This window comes from uncultured Amphritea sp., from assembly GCF_937127095.1.
GTDB lineage: Bacteria > Pseudomonadota > Gammaproteobacteria > Pseudomonadales > Balneatricaceae > Amphritea.
Genome location: NZ_CAKZLP010000068.1, coordinates 97,407 through 113,357, shown reverse-complemented (window position 1 = coordinate 113,357; position 15,951 = coordinate 97,407). Strand labels below are relative to the sequence as shown.

The following is a 15,951-nucleotide window of genomic DNA, read 5'->3' as shown; positions in this document are numbered from 1 at the left end:
ATTCAGGTGATGCATGTCGATGATGTTCAGTCGGCACCCGGCAGTGTATCCCAGGTGCGTGAAGCCGCGGCTTATCTTACCCGGTTTGCCAAGCAGACCGGCACGGTTCTGTTTCTGGTGGGTCATGTGACCAAAGATGGTTCATTGGCGGGTCCGAAAGTGCTGGAGCACATGATCGATTGCTCACTGCAGCTTGAAGGTGACAGTGATGGCCGTTTTCGTACCCTGCGGAGCCATAAAAACCGCTTTGGTGCGGTGAATGAACTGGGGGTGTTTGCGATGCTGGAGCAGGGCCTGAAAGAGGTGAAAAATCCCAGCTCCATCTTTCTCAACCGTGGTGAGAAAGCCAGCCCCGGCAGTCTGGTGATGGTGATCTGGGAGGGCACCCGGCCATTGCTGGTGGAAGTCCAGGCGCTGGTGGACCAGAGCCATATGAACAATCCACGGCGGGTGGCGGTGGGTCTGGATCATAATCGACTGGCGATGTTGCTGGCGGTGCTACACCGTCATGGCGGGCTGCAGACCGGTGATCAGGATGTCTTTGTCAACGTGGTGGGTGGGGTGAAGGTGCTGGAAACCAGTGCCGACCTGGCGTTGCTGCTATCGGTCGTGTCCAGCTTTCGTGACCGCGCGTTGCCGCAGGATCTGATTGTCTTTGGGGAGGTGGGTCTGTCTGGCGAGATTCGTCCTGTACCGAATGGTCAGGAACGGATCAAAGAGGCGGCAAAGCATGGTTTCCGACGGGCGATTGTGCCGAAGGCAAATGTGCCGAAACAGGCGCCGGAGGGGATGACCGTTATCGGAGTGAGCCAGTTATCTGAGGCGCTGGATGCGCTTTGATTGCCCGATTTTGATAGGCTCCGCTCTGAGAGATCTGCTTAAGCACCCGCTTAGTTGGCGCTGAGGTGCACAAGCTCTCTTTCGAGGAGTTCTTCGTTACCCAGGTTGAGTTCAACCAGCCGCCGCAGATGGGTGATACTGTCGATATCCATTTTCTGTGCTTCAAAGCCCAGATACTCACCCAGTTGATGGCGCAGAATAACCGGCATCAGAATAACGGTGTCATTCGACAGGCGGATAACCAGTTCAGCCGCATCACCGGTGTGTAACAAGGGTGTCAGAATCACTGAAGTGAGTGCTCCCTGAAAGGAGATATCAATCAGCTGTACCGGCCAGCTGCAATCATCGGTGCGGATCTCGCAATCTGCGTCAAAGGTGATCCGCTGGAAGCGGCGCCGCTCTTCTGTCATTCCTGTGCTCCGTTTTTGTCTCTGTTATCAACAATCATTCTAGAGCATATTCTCTCAGGAGTATCTTTTACGGATACTCAGAGTGAGGAATAATAAAAAACCGGCACTAGGCCGGTTTTGGTTACATCTGGAATACAGCGGAGGCTTACTTGGCAATCCGCTTGTACTTGATCCGCTCTGGCTGATGGTCTTTGCCGTAACGGCGTTTGTAATCTTCAGCGTATTCGGTGTAGTTGCCTTCAAAGAACTCCACTGCTGATTCGCCCTCATAGGCCAGCATGTGGGTACATACCCGGTCGAGGAACCAGCGGTCATGAGAGATCACCACGGCGCAACCCGGAAACGCCAACAGCGCTTCCTCCAGTGCCCGCAGGGTTTCTACGTCAAGATCGTTGGTCGGCTCATCGAGTAACAGCACGTTGCCGCCCTCTTTCAGCAGTTTGGCCATATGTAAACGGTTGCGTTCCCCGCCGGACAGGTCTTTAACAAACTTCTGCTGATCAGCGCCTTTGAAGTTGAAACGACCACAATAGGCACGGGATGATGTTGTGTAGTTACCCACTACAATGTTGTCCTGGCCGTCGGAGATCTCTTCCCAGACGGTTTTTTCGCCCGCCAGGTCACGGCTCTGGTCAACATAGGCCAGTTTGACGGTTTCGCCGATCTCGATGCTGCCTGAATCGGGAGTTTCCAGTCCGGTGATCATCTTGAACAGGGTGGACTTACCGGCACCGTTACCACCGATGATGCCGACAATAGCCCCCTGAGGAATGGTCAGCGACAGATCTTCAAACAGTACCTTTTCGCCAAACGACTTAGTCACGTTGTTCAGCACGATCACTTTCTCGCCCAGACGAGGTCCTGGTGGAATGTAGATCTCGGAGGTTTCGTTACGGGTCTGGAATTCGCGGGAGTTCATCTCTTCGAACTGACGCAGACGGGCTTTGGATTTGGCCTGACGGCCTTTCTGGCCCTGACGGACCCACTCCAGCTCGGCATTCACCGCTTTATGGTGTGCCGCTTCCTGTTTCGATTCCATCTCCAGGCGCTTATCTTTCTGTTCCAGCCAGCTGGAGTAGTTGCCTTCGTACGGAATCCCACGGCCCCGGTCCAGTTCCAGAATCCAGCCTGCGGCGTTGTCGAGGAAGTAACGGTCGTGGGTGATCGCTACAACGGTTCCCGGATATTCTTTCAGGAAACGCTCGATCCAGGCGATGGACTCCGCATCCAGGTGGTTGGTTGGCTCGTCCAGCAGCAGCATGTCTGGCTTGTCCAGCAGCAGACGGCAGAGGGCGACCCGGCGGCGTTCACCGCCGGAGAGGTTTTTCACCTCAGCATCCCAGGGCGGCAGGCGCATAGCATCTGCGGCACGCTCCAGCATGATGTCCAGATTATGGCCATCTTTGGCGGCGATCAGGTCTTCATAACGCGCCTGTTGCTTGGCTAACTCGTCAAAATCGGCATCCGGCTCGGCGTAAGCGGCGTAAACCCCTTCCAGGCCATCCAGCGCTTCTTTGACATCGGCGACCGCTTCTTCCACCACTTCACGAACGGTTTTGGTTTCGTCCAGTTGTGGCTCCTGTGGCAGATAGCCCACATTGATGCCGGGCATTGGCCGGGCTTCGCCAATATACTCTTTATCCACGCCTGCCATGATTCTCAGCAGAGATGATTTACCTGAGCCGTTCAGGCCCAGAACACCGATTTTGGCGCCCGGGAAGAACGACAGGGAGATATCTTTTAGTATTTCGCGTTTGGGTGGCACGACTTTGCCGACCCGATTCATGCTGTAAACGTACTGAGCCATTACACAACCTGTTGTTAACTGTTATCTCAAAACTGCGCATATATTAGCCGTTGAGTGCCTTTAATGCCATTTCATCCGGATCAAATCATTGGGATAGCGAGTACAGCGCTGCATTTTCAGGCGTTGGCTGCAGATCTGAACCGAAGAAACGCTAAATCTGCATTGACCACTGTGACTAAGCTGTTGAGCGGCGTTGCCGTAAGTTTTTCCTTTATGAGCGAAATTCTCTACTAACTGACTTACTTTCATGTGCGTTTTGTATAGAAATTCGACTATAATACGCGGCTTTTCCAAGGCCCGGAATATCGACGCTGAAACGGCGGATTGACCGGGCCGGAGTAAATCTCAATCTTGGGGACCGCTAATGTTTAGCAAAGAGATGACTATCGCTGGTTTTGATCCGGATCTGTATGCTGCGATGCAGGCTGAGGCCAAGCGTCAGGAAGAGCATATCGAACTGATCGCGTCTGAAAACTATACCAGCCCACGGGTAATGGAGGCTCAGGGTTCTGAACTGACCAATAAATACGCGGAAGGTTACCCTGGCAAGCGTTACTATGGCGGTTGTGAGTATGTTGACGTGGTTGAGCAGCTGGCGATTGATCGCGCCAAAGAGCTGTTTGGCGCGACGTATGCGAACGTTCAGCCGCACTCCGGTTCTCAGGCAAACGCAGCGGTTTATATGGCTCTGTGTCAGCCAGGTGATACTGTTCTGGGGATGAGCCTGGCCCACGGTGGTCACCTGACTCACGGTGCTGCGGTCAGCTTCTCCGGCCGTATCTACAACGCGGTTCAGTATGGTCTGAAAGCTGAAACCGGCGAGATCGATTACGACGAAGTTGAGCGTCTGGCGCTGGAACACAAACCAAAAATGATCGTAGCGGGCTTCTCTGCCTACTCCCGTATTGTTGACTGGCAGCGTTTCCGTGATATCGCCGATAAAGTGGGTGCCTTCCTGTTTGTTGATATGGCACATGTTGCCGGTCTGGTTGCTGCAGGTGTTTATCCGAGCCCGTTGTCGGTGGCTGATGTGGTAACTACCACCACCCACAAGACTCTGGGTGGCCCGCGTGGCGGTCTGATCCTCTCGGCTAATGCCGATGAAGAGCTGCAGAAGAAACTTAACTTCGCGGTATTCCCGGAGTCTCAGGGTGGCCCGTTGATGCATGTGATCGCTGCGAAAGCGGTCTGCTTCAAAGAAGCGATGCAGGATGACTGGAAAGCGTATCAGGCTCAGGTTGTTAAGAACGCCCAGGCGATGGCAAAAGTCTTTAAGGAACGCGGTATTAAAATCGTGTCTGATGGTACCGATGATCACCTGTTCCTGGTTGACCTGATTGGTAAAGAGTATACCGGTAAAGATGCAGATGCGGCGCTGGGTCGTGCAAACATCACCGTTAACAAAAACTCTGTGCCAAATGATCCGCGTTCTCCGTTCGTGACCTCCGGTCTGCGTATCGGTACTCCGGCGATTACCCGTCGTGGTTTTGGTGAGGCTGAAGCTGAGCAGTTGACCAACTGGATCTGCGATGTTCTGGATAACATCGACAATGAAGATGTGATTAACACCGTTAAACAGAATGTTCTGGATATCTGTGCACGCTTCCCGGTTTATAAGTAAACCGTTACAATAGAAACTGTTTTACTATCAGTTTCCCTATCGGGGCGCCTTGTGCGCCCCGGTTGTTTATATAAACGCTTATAAAAGGCACTTATAAGAAGCTCTTTTAAAAAGCTCTTATATAAACGATGAATCGCTCTTTTCAGGCTGAAAGCGCAGCCACGCTCTTTGAGGATGATATATGTACTGTCCGTTCTGTAATGCCCATGAAACCAAGGTGGTTGATTCACGCCTGGTGGCAGAAGGTCAGCAGATTCGTCGTCGGCGCGAATGTATCACCTGTCATGAGCGGTATACCACCTACGAAGCTGCAGAGCTTCTGATGCCCCGTCTGATTAAAGCCGATGGCACCCGCCAACCTTTCGATGAAGATAAATTGCGTGCCGGTATTCAACGCGCGGTGGAGAAACGTCCCGTTAGTGTTGAAGATATCGAAGCCTGTATCAGCCGTATCAAACAGCAACTGCGGGCCACCGGTGAGCGTGAGTTGCCCTCCCGTACGGTGGGTGAAGCGGTGATGAGTCAGCTGCGTAAGCTGGATCAGGTCGCCTATGTGCGGTTTGCATCGGTGTATCGCAGTTTCCAGGATATCAACGAATTCAAAGAAGAGATCGACCGGCTGTCAGAACAGAAAGAGGATGCCGTTCAGGCAGAGTAAGCGGCATGGCAGAGTGGAGTGTTGCAGATCATACCTTTATGTCCCGTGCGGTGCAGATCGCCTGGCAGGGACTCTACACTACGGAGCCCAATCCGCGGGTGGGTTGCGTGCTGGTCAAAGATGGCCAGCTGATCGCTGAAGGTTACCACCGTAAAGCGGGTGAGGGCCACGCCGAGGTTAACGCTCTGCGCAGTGCGGGCGAACAGGCGAAAGGCTGCACCGCTTATGTCACCCTGGAGCCCTGTAGCCATTTTGGTAAAACCCCGCCCTGTGCCGATGCGCTGATCGCGGCGGGGGTAAGTGATGTTGTTGTGGGTATGGTTGATCCAAATCCGCGAGTTTCCGGTAATGGTATTGGTAAACTGCAACAGGCTGGAATAAACGTGCGTGTTGGCCTGATGGAGAGTCAGTGTCGGGCGCTGAATCCGGGATTTATTAAACGGATGGCAACGAAAATGCCATTTGTCCGGCTTAAAATGGCTGCCAGTCTGGATGGCCGAACGGCGATGGCATCCGGTGAGAGCCAATGGATTACCGGGCCACTGGCCCGTCAGGATGTACAGCGGTTGCGGGCGCGCAGTTCCGCCGTGATCAGCGGTGTCGGCTCGATTATCAGTGATGATGCGTCACTCAATGTTCGGCAAACCGAGCTGGGGCTGGATAATGCTGCTGAAGTGGCTGCCCGCCAACCGCTAAGGGTGGTGCTGGACAGTACCGGCCGGATGCCGCAACAGGCAAAAATGTTACGTCTGCCGGGGCGCACCCTGATTGTCAGTTGCGTCGATGCTCCCGCTTTTATGGCTGATATCGAGTCGGCCGAGTGGCTCAAACTGTCAGCAGAGCAGGGCGGTATCGATCTGCACCTGCTGCTGCAGGAGCTGGCGCGTAGAGAGTGTAATGAGGTGCTGGTGGAAACCGGTGCTACCCTGGCCGGGGCCTTTATTGAGGCGGGGCTGGTGGATGAGCTGGTACTTTATCAGGCGATGAAACTATTGGGCAGCAGTGCTTTGCCGATGTTTCAGCTGCCGCTGGATAAAATGAGTGAGCAGAAAAAACTTACTCTCGTTGATAGCCGGATGCTTGGGGATGATCTGCGTCTGACGCTGACCCCTGAGCTGGAGAAATAAAGATGTTTACCGGAATAATTGAAGCGGTCGGTGTGATTGCCGCAGCAGAAGAGGTGCAGGGTGACCTGCGCCTGTATATCCGCACCGGTGATCTGGATCTTACCGATGTTAAACTGGGTGACAGTATTGCGGTGAATGGCGTCTGCCTGACTGCGGTGGCACTGCCCGGTGATGGTTTCTGGGCAGACGTATCGCGGGAGACACTGGTACATACCCGGTTTCCGGATCTTTCACCGGGTGAACGGGTGAATCTGGAAAAAGCGATGCAACCGACCACCCGCTTTGGTGGTCATATTGTCACCGGCCATGTGGATGGACTGGGGGAAGTGGTATCGATTGAAGCGGACGCTCGCTCCATCCGCTATAAGATCAGTGCGCCGAAAGCGATTGCCCGCTATATCGCTGCGAAAGGCTCAATCACAGTAGATGGTGTCAGTCTGACGGCGAATGCGGTTGAAGGGCATGTTTTTGATCTGAATATTGTGCCGCATACGGCGCAGGAAACTATAATAGCCAGCTATCAGTCTGGTCGGAAAGTACATCTCGAAGTGGATATCATCGCCCGCTATATGGAACGACTGATCAACTACACCGATGATGCTGAACATAATTTAACGGAAACGGCGGGCGGGGTGAGTATGGCTACCCTCGCTACAGCGGGTTTCCTGAACCGCCGCTAGTACGGCAACAGAGGCTTTAGGTTAATGGAACTGAATACCCCACAGGAACTGATAGAAGATATCCGTCAGGGCAAAATGGTTATCCTGATGGATGACGAAGACCGGGAAAACGAAGGTGACCTGGTGATCGCTGCGGAGATGGTGCGTGCCGATGATATCAACTTTATGGCAAAGCATGCCCGCGGACTGATCTGCCTGACGCTTACCCGTGAACGTTGTCAGCAGCTTAAATTGCCATTGATGGTGCAGAGCAATGGTGCACAGTTTTCCACCAACTTTACGATGTCAATCGAAGCGGCTCAGGGTGTGACCACCGGAATCTCCGCTGCGGACCGTGCGCATACCGTACGCACCGCGGTGCGCGCGGATGCCAAGCCTGAAGATATCGTCCAGCCGGGTCATATCTTCCCGCTGATGGCGCAGCCGGGTGGTGTTTTAAGCCGCGCAGGCCATACCGAAGCAGGCTGTGATCTGGCGCGTCTGGCCGGGATGACGCCTGCGGCGGCGATTGTTGAGATCATGAATGACGATGGCACCATGGCGCGTCGCCCCGATCTGGAGGAGTTTGCCCAGAAGCATAATCTGAAGATCGGGACTATTGCCGATCTGATCCATTATCGTACCACCAATGAACATACGGTGATGCGCGAGAGCGAAGGGGTGCTGCCGACTGAGTTTGGTGATTTTAATTTTGTTACCTATCTGGATGAGATTCAGAACTGTACCCATATGGCGCTGACGCTCGGCGATATCACCCCTGAAGAGCCGACCCCGGTACGGGTTCACCTGCGGACCGAAGTGCTGCGTGACGTGGTGGGTGCGGCGCAGGGTGAAGAGTTGAAGTGGACGATGCGTCGTGCGCTGCAAAAAGTGGCGGATGAAGGTAAGGGCGTGGTGTTGCTGCTGGATACCGGTGTGCGTGTCGATCTGGGCGATGCCTTGAATCAGATGCTCAACACTGAGAAAAAGATCCGTCAGCATAATATAAGTGCTTCCGGTTCCTACCTGACGGTGGGTACCGGTTCCCAGATCCTGCGGGATCTGGGGGTAGGAAAGATGCGGGTGCTGAGTTCACCTATGAAATTTAATGCAATCTCCGGTTTTGATCTTGAGATTGTTGATTACATTGCATGCGAAGAGTAAAGAATATGTCAGTACAGTATATTGAAGGTGATTTCCTGACCGGTAATGGTCAGTACGCGATTGTTGTCGGTCGTTTTAACAGCTTTGTGGTAGAGAGTCTGCTGGACGGTGCAATTGATACCCTCAAGCGTCATGGTATCGCGGAAGAAAAGATCCGAGTGGTTCGGGTGCCGGGTGCATTTGAGATTCCATTAGCGGTACAGAAGATCGCCGCGCAGAAAAAAGATGATGCCATCATCGCGTTGGGTGCGGTTATCCGTGGGGGTACACCACACTTTGAATACGTGTCCGGAGAGAGCTCCAAAGGTGTGGCTCAGGTATCCCTGGAATATGGTATTCCTGTGGCCAACGGTATCCTGACAGTTAACTCTATTGAGCAGGCGATTGAACGTTCCGGTACTAAAGCGGGTAATAAAGGTGCAGAAGCTGCACTGTCTGCGCTGGAAATGGTCAGTCTGCTGCGTCAGCTTGAGGTTTAAGATGAGCGACACTCCTGCACCTAAAAAGGCAAAAAAAGCGTCTCATACAGAGATGCGCCGGGCCGCCCGAAGCTTCGCCCTCCAGGCGTTGTATCAGTGGGAGATGTCCGGTAATGCGGTCAGCGATATTGAGCTGCAGTTCCGCATGGATAATGATATGTCCGGCACCGATCTGAGCCTGTTCAACGAGCTGTTACATGGCGTACCTGCTAACGTAGCTGAGCTCGACAGAGCCTATGAGCCGTTTCTGGATCGGGCTTTGTCTGATCTTGATCCGATCGAGCGTGCCGTGCTGCGTATCGGCAGTTTTGAACTGATCTATCGTATCGTCGTACCGTATAAAGTCGTGATTAATGAAAGCGTTGATCTGGCAAAAATCTTCGGTGCAACCGAAAGTCATAAGTATGTTAACGGCATACTGGATAAGCTGGCTGCACGGGTACGTATGACTGAAATTAATGCGAAGCGCGGTAACTGATCGATAGTGGCCACAGATGAGTTTGAACTGATCCGGAACTATTTCTCCGATCTGGGAGCAGACCGGACAGGGTCGGTTCGTCTTTCTGTGGGGGATGATTGCGCTGTAATTACTCCGCCCGCTAAGCGGGATCTGGTAGTTTCAATCGATACCATGGTTGAGGGTGTTCACTTTCTGCCCGGTACCTCTGGCGACAAAGTCGCCTCGCGTTTGCTGGGTGCTGCACTCAGTGATCTTGCCGCCATGGCGGCAACTCCCGCCTTTTTTACGCTGGCACTGACTCTGCCTGACACGAATCCAATTTGGTTACGGGCCTTTAGTACCCGGCTTGGCGAGCTTGCCCGTGATTACGGTATTCAGCTGGTGGGTGGAGACACTACCCGGGGGCCGTTAACCCTGAGCATTCAGGTACATGGCTGGACCGCTGCCAATAAAGCACTGCTGCGCAGTGGTGCCCGTCCGGGCGACCGGGTTTTTGTCACCGGCACGCTGGGGGATTCAAAAGGGGGGCTTGAGACCCTGCTGCAAAATATCCATGGCGAGCAGGTGCCTTACCTGCAACACCGTTTTTATTGCCCGGAGCCCCGCATTAGTACTGCATTGCTGATCGCTGAATTTGCCACTGCTGCGATCGATATTTCTGATGGCTTGCTGGCGGATCTTAACCATATTCTTGTCGCCAGTCAGGTCGGCGTGATGCTCAATCCGGCGGAACTGCCGATCTCCCAGGAGTTGTATCACTGGGTTGGCGAGAAGCAGTCGCGGCAATGGGCTCTGACTGGCGGCGAAGATTTTGAACTCTGTTTTACCGTACCGGCGCTGCTTGAACCTACGCTGGCCTGGGCGCTGCATGATCACAGCGTTGCAGTCACCTGTATCGGGCAGATATCGGCAACCCCGGGTATCCTTTTGGCGGAGGATGGCAAGGTCTGGCCGGTGACGCCACAGGGTTATAACCATTTTCCAGATAAAGGGATACACAAATGAACCAGGCCCCCGCGTCTGTATGGCGAAACCCAGTCCATTTTCTCGCGTTTGGTCTGGGTAGCGGTGCCTCTCCCTGGGCACCGGGTACTGCCGGTACTGTGGCTGCTATTCCACTGTTCTTGCTGATTCAGCCGCTCTCTCTTGCCTGGTATGCCGTGGTTTTAGTGATTACCTTTGTTGTCGGTATCTACTTGTGCGGTAAAACCTCTGACGATATGGGGGTGCATGATCACGGCGGCATTGTCTGGGATGAGTTTGTTGGCTACTGGATAACGATGTTTGCCGCACCGCCAGGATGGCTCTGGATTGTGATCGGCTTTGTGCTGTTTCGCCTGTTCGATATTATTAAACCCTGGCCCATCAGTTGGGCGGACAAGCAAGTGGCCGGTGGCCTGGGTATTATGCTTGATGATGTGCTGGCGGGCCTGATGGCACTGGTATGTCTGCAGCTGTTAACGCTGTTCTTTTAGTTTCGTTCAGTGCTTTTCCCGGGCTGTTGTCAGTTCGCCTTCCTTCGGTCTTACCCTCTTCTTTCAGTTTGAATTCAGACATCGCTGCTAATCTTTGTGGGTAGTCTGATAACGATTCGGGCCTGATATCGGTATATTTGTAAAATTACAGTGTACTGATGACCAGGTAGATCGTGACCCGGGCTGCAAAGCCTGAGGCCAAATCGCTGTATACTGATACCGAGAACCATGTGGCTGTTGCGGCTGGCAGTGGAGTAACTATGAAAGCTTTGATGATTAAAATTGTATTTTTATACCTGCTGGCATCCCCCGCTTTGCACAGTGAAGGTATCGGGATGAAAACACTGGATGCCGAAGAGTGCCGCCTGCTGGTGCAGGCTGGCGAGATTCTTTCAATGACCGAGCTGATGCAGCTGGTAAGTACCTTGTCTGAAGGCAAGATTATTGATACCCATCTGCTGCAAAAAGAGCAGTCCTATATCTATGAGATGGAGATAGCCGGTGTAGATGGCATGGTGTCGATGCTCTATGTCGATGCCCGTAATGGCAATGTCGTTGATCCGGTTGTTCGGGATATTAAATAGGGAAGTACGGATAGATGCGTATTCTTTTAGTGGAAGATGATGCGGCGCTGGGGCCGGAACTGAAAAGCTCACTGGCGAAGCATGGCTATGCCGTTGATCTGGCCGTCAATGGTATTGATGGTGAGGTCATGGGTAAAGAGGATATCTATGATCTGGTGGTGCTGGATCTTGGACTACCTGACCGCTCCGGTCTGGACGTGTTGCGCAATTGGCGGGCCGGGAAAAACAATATCCCTGTGTTGGTGCTGACGGCCCGAAGTGCCTGGCAGGAGCGGGTCGACGGCTTTGATGCCGGTGCGGATGATTACTTGCCCAAGCCCTTTCATACAGAAGAGTTACTGGCACGGATGACCGCCCTGTTGCGGCGTGCCAATCAGCAGATAACATCACAACTGGAAACCTCGGGCCTGACGCTGGATGAAAATACTCAGTCGGTTATATCAGAGGGTAGAGAGATCGCTCTGACGGGTACTGAGTACCGCCTGCTGCGTTATATGATGCATAACCCGGGGCGGATATTGTCAAAGCTGCAGTTAGTCGAACATATGTATGATGATTGCGCTGAAAACGACAGCAATGTGGTGGAAGCGTATATCAAAATGTTACGTAAAAAGATCGGCCACGAGATGATTTCCACCAAGCGGGGTCAGGGTTATGTATTCGGAGCCAGCCGTTGAGGTCGATACAGTCCCGGCTTAACGTTAACTTCATTGCGGTGACGCTGATTCTGTTCAGTCTTTTCTGGGTGGGACAGAGCTGGTTTTTGCGGCAGATGGCCTATGACTTTGTCGCCGCGCGCCTGACCAGTGATGCTTATACTGTACTGCGTGCGGTAGAGATGGATATTGGCGCCGGTTGGCGTATCAATGTGGATAACACCTCTTCGGTGTATCAGCAGCCGATGTCGGGACATTATTATCAGGTCTCTGTGGATGGTAAGTGGTTTTACTCCCGCTCTCTCTGGGATGGGCAGATCCCCGTTGAAGAGGGGCAGGATATCGGTCAGGAGAATATCCGCCTGATTCAGCAGGATCATAAGCCGACACTGGTGTACTCAAAGACCTTCATGAAGCAGGGGCGTGAGATTCAGGTGGTTTTGGCTGAAGATATCAGTCGAATTGAACAATCTCTGAGTCAGCTGGGATGGTTATTGGCGGGGCTGGGTTTGGTTGGCCTGATCATCCTGTTGGCATTGCAGATCTTTATTATTCGTCGTGGCCTGTGCTCGCTGACCGAAGTGAAGCAGGATATATCGCGGCTTAAAGCCGGCGATATCCGCCAGCTTTCACCGACCAATACCACCGAGATTGAGCCGCTGGTCACCGAGATTAACTATCTGGTGCAGAATATGGAGCTGCGTTTACAGCGTTCCCGCAATGCGGTTGGCAACCTGGCCCACGCGGCGAAAACCCCGCTTACGGTAATCGACCGGCATATTGATACCTTGCTGGAGCAGAACAACCCACAGGGACAACCGATCAAAGAGCAGTCTGCACGGCTGCGGGAGATGATCGAGCGTGAGCTGACCCGGGCACGGATCGCCGGTGCAGCGTTGCCGGGGCAGCGGATCTATGTAGGGGAGGAGCTGGAAAAGCTGATCCGAACCCTCAAAGCGATCTATCGGGAGAAAGCGTTAGTCTTTGATCTGGATATCAGTGCAAAAAGCTATTTCCCTGGCGAGCGGGATGATCTGGTCGAGCTGATGGGAAATCTGCTGGATAATGCCAGTAAGTGGGCGCAGAGTCAGATCCGTATCAAGGCGCTTATGGATGACCATTGTCTTGAGCTGGTGGTTGAGGATGATGGCCCGGGAATCGCTCCTGAGGCCCGTGAACGACTGATGAATCGGGGCGAACGTCTTGATGAGTCAACCAGTGGACATGGCCTGGGTATGAGTATCATTGCTGAGATTGTACGTCAGTACCAGGGGCGTTTTATGTTGGGCTCTTCAGCAAATCTGGGTGGGCTGGAAGTGCAGGTGATGCTGCCGCGGCGTGCCGATCTTGAGCTTCCCGAGTGAAATTAATTCCCCGACGCCTTTAATATTCCGATAATGCCCCCATTTCAGGGTATGTGAAAGGCGCTATCGCTGCTAGAATAACCGCCTCATTTTTCGAAGGAATTCCCTTAGTGTCTGTAAAGTACGTCGCATCATCCAAGCTGCCGACCCCCTGGGGGGTCTTTACAATGGTTGGGTTTGAAGACCTGGCAACCGGGAAAGAGCATGTGGCGCTGACCTTTGGTGATCTGAGTTCTGCGGGTTCGGATTCTCCTAAGCCCGTATTGGCGCGTATCCACTCTGAATGTCTGACCGGCGATGCGCTGTTCTCATTGCGCTGTGACTGTGGTTTTCAGTTGCAGGAAGCACTGAAGCGGATCAGTGAAGAGGGCTGCGGTGTGCTGCTATACCTGCGTCAGGAAGGCCGTGGTATCGGTCTGCTGAACAAAATCAGAGCCTATCATCTGCAGGATGGTGGGGCTGATACAGTTGAAGCGAATGAGAAACTGGGCTTTGCTGCCGATATGCGTGATTACAGCATGTGTCAGGTGATGCTCGAACACCTGGGTGTTACCAGCGTTAACCTGATGACCAATAATCCGCGTAAGGTGAAAGCGTTGCAGGAGTATGGTCTAAACGTTGCTGCCCGTGTGCCGTTACAAGTGGGCAAAAATCATCATAACGAACAGTATCTGGCAACCAAAATGGGTAAGCTTGGTCACCTGATGAGCGAACATCATTTTCAGGATGATGAAGAAGAGTAATTAAAAAAACCGGCAAATGCCGGTTTTTTTATTACTGAGCTTTTTAGCACAGAGCGTTTTAGTCTAGATCGTTCTGTCCCTGCGTTATAAGTATGGTTCGATAAATCTGGTTCTATAAATCTGCTTTTATAAACGCGCAGTAATCGCTTTAATAATTCCCTGACTATCCAGTCCGCATTCAGCCAGCTGCTCTGCCCGTGTCGCATGTTCAATCCAGCGATCAGGGATGCCAAGCATGAGTAGTTGATTGCTGTATCCCCGTGAATGCAGGTACTCACTCACCTCGGCACCCGCACCCCCTTTGACAGCATGGTCTTCAAGGGTGATCAGTAGCGGGTGCGACTTTACCAGTTGATCGAGCAACTGAGCGTCCAGCGGCTTCACAAAGCGCATATCTATCAGTGTCAGGTTGAGCTGCTCAGCCGCTACTCTGGCTTCGTTCAGAAGCGGGCCAAAGTTCAATAGCGCAGCGCGTTCCCCCTCCCGTATCGGCCGGGCTGTCCCCGGTTGAAGCGCTACCGCTTTGCTAAGCTCAGTGCCCGGACCTTTGCCTCTGGGGTAGCGAACGGCGGCGGGGCCTGCGTGTTCATAACCGGTTTGTAAAAGGTTGCACAGCTCCTGCTCATCGGACGGGGTCATAATCAACATGCCGGGAAGGCAGCGCAGAAAGCTGATATCAAAACAGCCCGAATGAGTCGCTCCATCCTCACCGACCAGTCCGGCTCTGTCGAGGGCAAACAATATGTCCAGATTCTGAATCGCGACATCGTGAATCAGCTGATCATAGCCGCGCTGCAAAAACGTCGAATAGATCGCCACTACCGGTTTCATTTTGCGGTAGGCCATCCCGGCAGCCAGTGTCACCGCGTGTTGTTCGGCGATGGCAACATCAAAGAAGCGTTCGCCGAAACGGCGGGAAAACTCAATCAGATCAGAGCCTTCACTCATGGCCGGGGTAATCGCAACGGTGCGGGTATCCTGTGCGGCAAGATCGCAGATCCAGCGGCCAAAAATATTAGCGAAATTGGGTTGCTTCGATTTTGGTGCGGCTGGCGGTTGGATGATTGGCTCAATCTTGGTAATGGCGTGATAGCCCACCGGGTCTTTTTCTGCCGGTGCAAAGCCTTTACCTTTCAGGGTGGTGATATGGAGAAACTGTGGGCCTGTGCTGTTGAGTGATCGTTGCAACGCGGGTAATAGCTGGTTGAAGTCATGGCCATCCACCGGGCCGTTATAGTGAAAATCCAGCGCTTCAAACAGGGCTGCCGTGGTGGCCCCCATTTTATCCTTAAGGTTTTTCGCCAGATAGGTCGCTAGTCCACCCTCATTGCGCGAGATCGACATATCGTTATCGTTGAGAATCACCAGCAGGTTGGCGTTGGTATGGGCGGCATGGTTCAGCGCTTCAAATGCCATCCCGGCGGTCATGGCGCCATCACCGATCACCGCGACTGTTTTATGCTTGAGTCCCTGAATCCTGTCCGCCAGCGCCATACCCAGTGCGGCACTGATGGAGGTGCTTGAGTGGCCGGTGCCGAAATCATCATATAGGCTTTCACTGATGCGGGGGAACGGTGCCAGGCCGCCTTTCTGACGGATGCTCAGCATCGATTCTCTTCGGCCGGTCAGAATCTTATGGGGATAACTCTGGTGACCCACATCCCAGATCAGGTGGTCTTCCGGTGTTTTTAGCAGATAGTGCAGGGCGATCGTCAGTTCGATGACCCCAAGCCCGGCACCAAAATGTCCACCGGTCTGACCGACTGAGTAGAGCAGAAATGCACGAAGCTGTTCGGCCAGCTGCGGCAGTTGCTCAACCGGTAGTTGCCTCAGGTCAGCGGGATTATCAATACTGTCCAGCAAAGGTGTTGCCGGACGGGATTCAGGGATAGCATGAAACATAG

Annotated in this window: 17 protein-coding genes; 14 read left to right on the top strand and 3 right to left on the bottom strand. The window is 53.2% G+C overall.

Annotated elements, in window-relative coordinates; translation table 11 throughout:
* Positions 1 to 840 (top strand): DNA repair protein RadA (gene radA, locus Q0499_RS17845; RefSeq protein WP_299202213.1); only part of this gene is annotated, 840 nt, incomplete at its 5' end.
* Between the two features lie 50 nt (positions 841 to 890).
* Here radA and Q0499_RS17840 read toward each other — a convergent pair.
* On the bottom strand, positions 891 to 1,250 hold the full coding sequence (locus tag Q0499_RS17840; protein ID WP_299202209.1) for a PilZ domain-containing protein: 360 nt from the start codon (positions 1,248 to 1,250) through the stop codon (positions 891 to 893).
* 145 nt (positions 1,251 to 1,395) lie between these two features.
* On the bottom strand, positions 1,396 to 3,057 hold the full coding sequence (gene ettA, locus Q0499_RS17835) for an energy-dependent translational throttle protein EttA (RefSeq protein WP_299202206.1): 1,662 nt from the start codon (positions 3,055 to 3,057) through the stop codon (positions 1,396 to 1,398).
* Between the two features lie 364 nt (positions 3,058 to 3,421).
* Here ettA and glyA point away from each other — a divergent pair, with 364 nt between their 5' ends.
* The 13 genes from glyA (at position 3,422) to ribA (ending at position 14,047) form a co-directional block, all read left to right on the top strand.
* On the top strand, positions 3,422 to 4,678 hold the full coding sequence (gene glyA, locus Q0499_RS17830) for a serine hydroxymethyltransferase (protein WP_299202203.1): 1,257 nt from the start codon (positions 3,422 to 3,424) through the stop codon (positions 4,676 to 4,678).
* A gap of 181 nt (positions 4,679 to 4,859) precedes the next feature.
* Positions 4,860 to 5,336 carry a transcriptional regulator NrdR gene (gene nrdR / locus Q0499_RS17825; RefSeq protein WP_299202200.1) on the top strand — a complete coding sequence of 159 codons (477 nt, stop codon included), beginning with the start codon at positions 4,860 to 4,862 and terminating at the stop codon, positions 5,334 to 5,336.
* A 5-nt stretch (positions 5,337 to 5,341) separates the two neighbouring features.
* The gene (ribD, locus tag Q0499_RS17820) at positions 5,342 to 6,463 is read left to right on the top strand and encodes a bifunctional diaminohydroxyphosphoribosylaminopyrimidine deaminase/5-amino-6-(5-phosphoribosylamino)uracil reductase RibD (protein ID WP_299202196.1); all 1,122 of its coding nucleotides are present in this window, start codon (positions 5,342 to 5,344) and stop codon (positions 6,461 to 6,463) included.
* A gap of 2 nt (positions 6,464 to 6,465) precedes the next feature.
* The gene (locus Q0499_RS17815; protein WP_299202193.1) at positions 6,466 to 7,143 is read left to right on the top strand and encodes a riboflavin synthase; all 678 of its coding nucleotides are present in this window, start codon (positions 6,466 to 6,468) and stop codon (positions 7,141 to 7,143) included.
* A 24-nt stretch (positions 7,144 to 7,167) separates the two neighbouring features.
* Positions 7,168 to 8,286 carry a bifunctional 3,4-dihydroxy-2-butanone-4-phosphate synthase/GTP cyclohydrolase II gene (ribBA, locus tag Q0499_RS17810; RefSeq protein WP_299202190.1) on the top strand — a complete coding sequence of 373 codons (1,119 nt, stop codon included), beginning with the start codon at positions 7,168 to 7,170 and terminating at the stop codon, positions 8,284 to 8,286.
* A 5-nt stretch (positions 8,287 to 8,291) separates the two neighbouring features.
* Entirely contained in the window at positions 8,292 to 8,765 is a 474-nt protein-coding gene (ribE, locus tag Q0499_RS17805) for a 6,7-dimethyl-8-ribityllumazine synthase (RefSeq protein WP_299202187.1), read from the top strand.
* A gap of 1 nt (position 8,766) precedes the next feature.
* Positions 8,767 to 9,243: a transcription antitermination factor NusB gene (gene nusB / locus Q0499_RS17800; RefSeq protein ID WP_299202184.1), complete on the top strand. Its 477-nt coding sequence runs from the start codon at positions 8,767 to 8,769 to the stop codon at positions 9,241 to 9,243.
* Between the two features lie 6 nt (positions 9,244 to 9,249).
* Positions 9,250 to 10,230 carry a thiamine-phosphate kinase gene (thiL, locus tag Q0499_RS17795; protein ID WP_299202181.1) on the top strand — a complete coding sequence of 327 codons (981 nt, stop codon included), beginning with the start codon at positions 9,250 to 9,252 and terminating at the stop codon, positions 10,228 to 10,230.
* Entirely contained in the window at positions 10,227 to 10,700 is a 474-nt protein-coding gene (locus Q0499_RS17790; RefSeq protein WP_299202178.1) for a phosphatidylglycerophosphatase A, read from the top strand. Before thiL ends, Q0499_RS17790 begins: the two co-directional genes overlap by 4 nt.
* A 260-nt stretch (positions 10,701 to 10,960) precedes the next feature.
* A complete protein-coding gene (locus Q0499_RS17785) occupies positions 10,961 to 11,284 on the top strand; it encodes a hypothetical protein (RefSeq protein WP_299202175.1) in 324 nt (107 codons plus the stop codon).
* Between the two features lie 14 nt (positions 11,285 to 11,298).
* Entirely contained in the window at positions 11,299 to 11,961 is a 663-nt protein-coding gene (locus tag Q0499_RS17780; protein ID WP_299202172.1) for a response regulator transcription factor, read from the top strand.
* Positions 11,958 to 13,304, top strand: coding sequence for a sensor histidine kinase (locus tag Q0499_RS17775; RefSeq protein ID WP_299202169.1), 1,347 nt, complete (start codon positions 11,958 to 11,960; stop codon positions 13,302 to 13,304). Before Q0499_RS17780 ends, Q0499_RS17775 begins: the two co-directional genes overlap by 4 nt.
* A gap of 110 nt (positions 13,305 to 13,414) precedes the next feature.
* A complete protein-coding gene (gene ribA, locus Q0499_RS17770; protein WP_299202166.1) occupies positions 13,415 to 14,047 on the top strand; it encodes a GTP cyclohydrolase II in 633 nt (210 codons plus the stop codon).
* A 126-nt stretch (positions 14,048 to 14,173) separates the two neighbouring features.
* Here ribA and dxs read toward each other — a convergent pair whose 3' ends face one another.
* Positions 14,174 to 15,949: a 1-deoxy-D-xylulose-5-phosphate synthase gene (gene dxs, locus Q0499_RS17765; RefSeq protein ID WP_299202163.1), complete on the bottom strand. Its 1,776-nt coding sequence runs from the start codon at positions 15,947 to 15,949 to the stop codon at positions 14,174 to 14,176.
* Between the last annotated feature and the right edge of the window lie 2 nt (positions 15,950 to 15,951).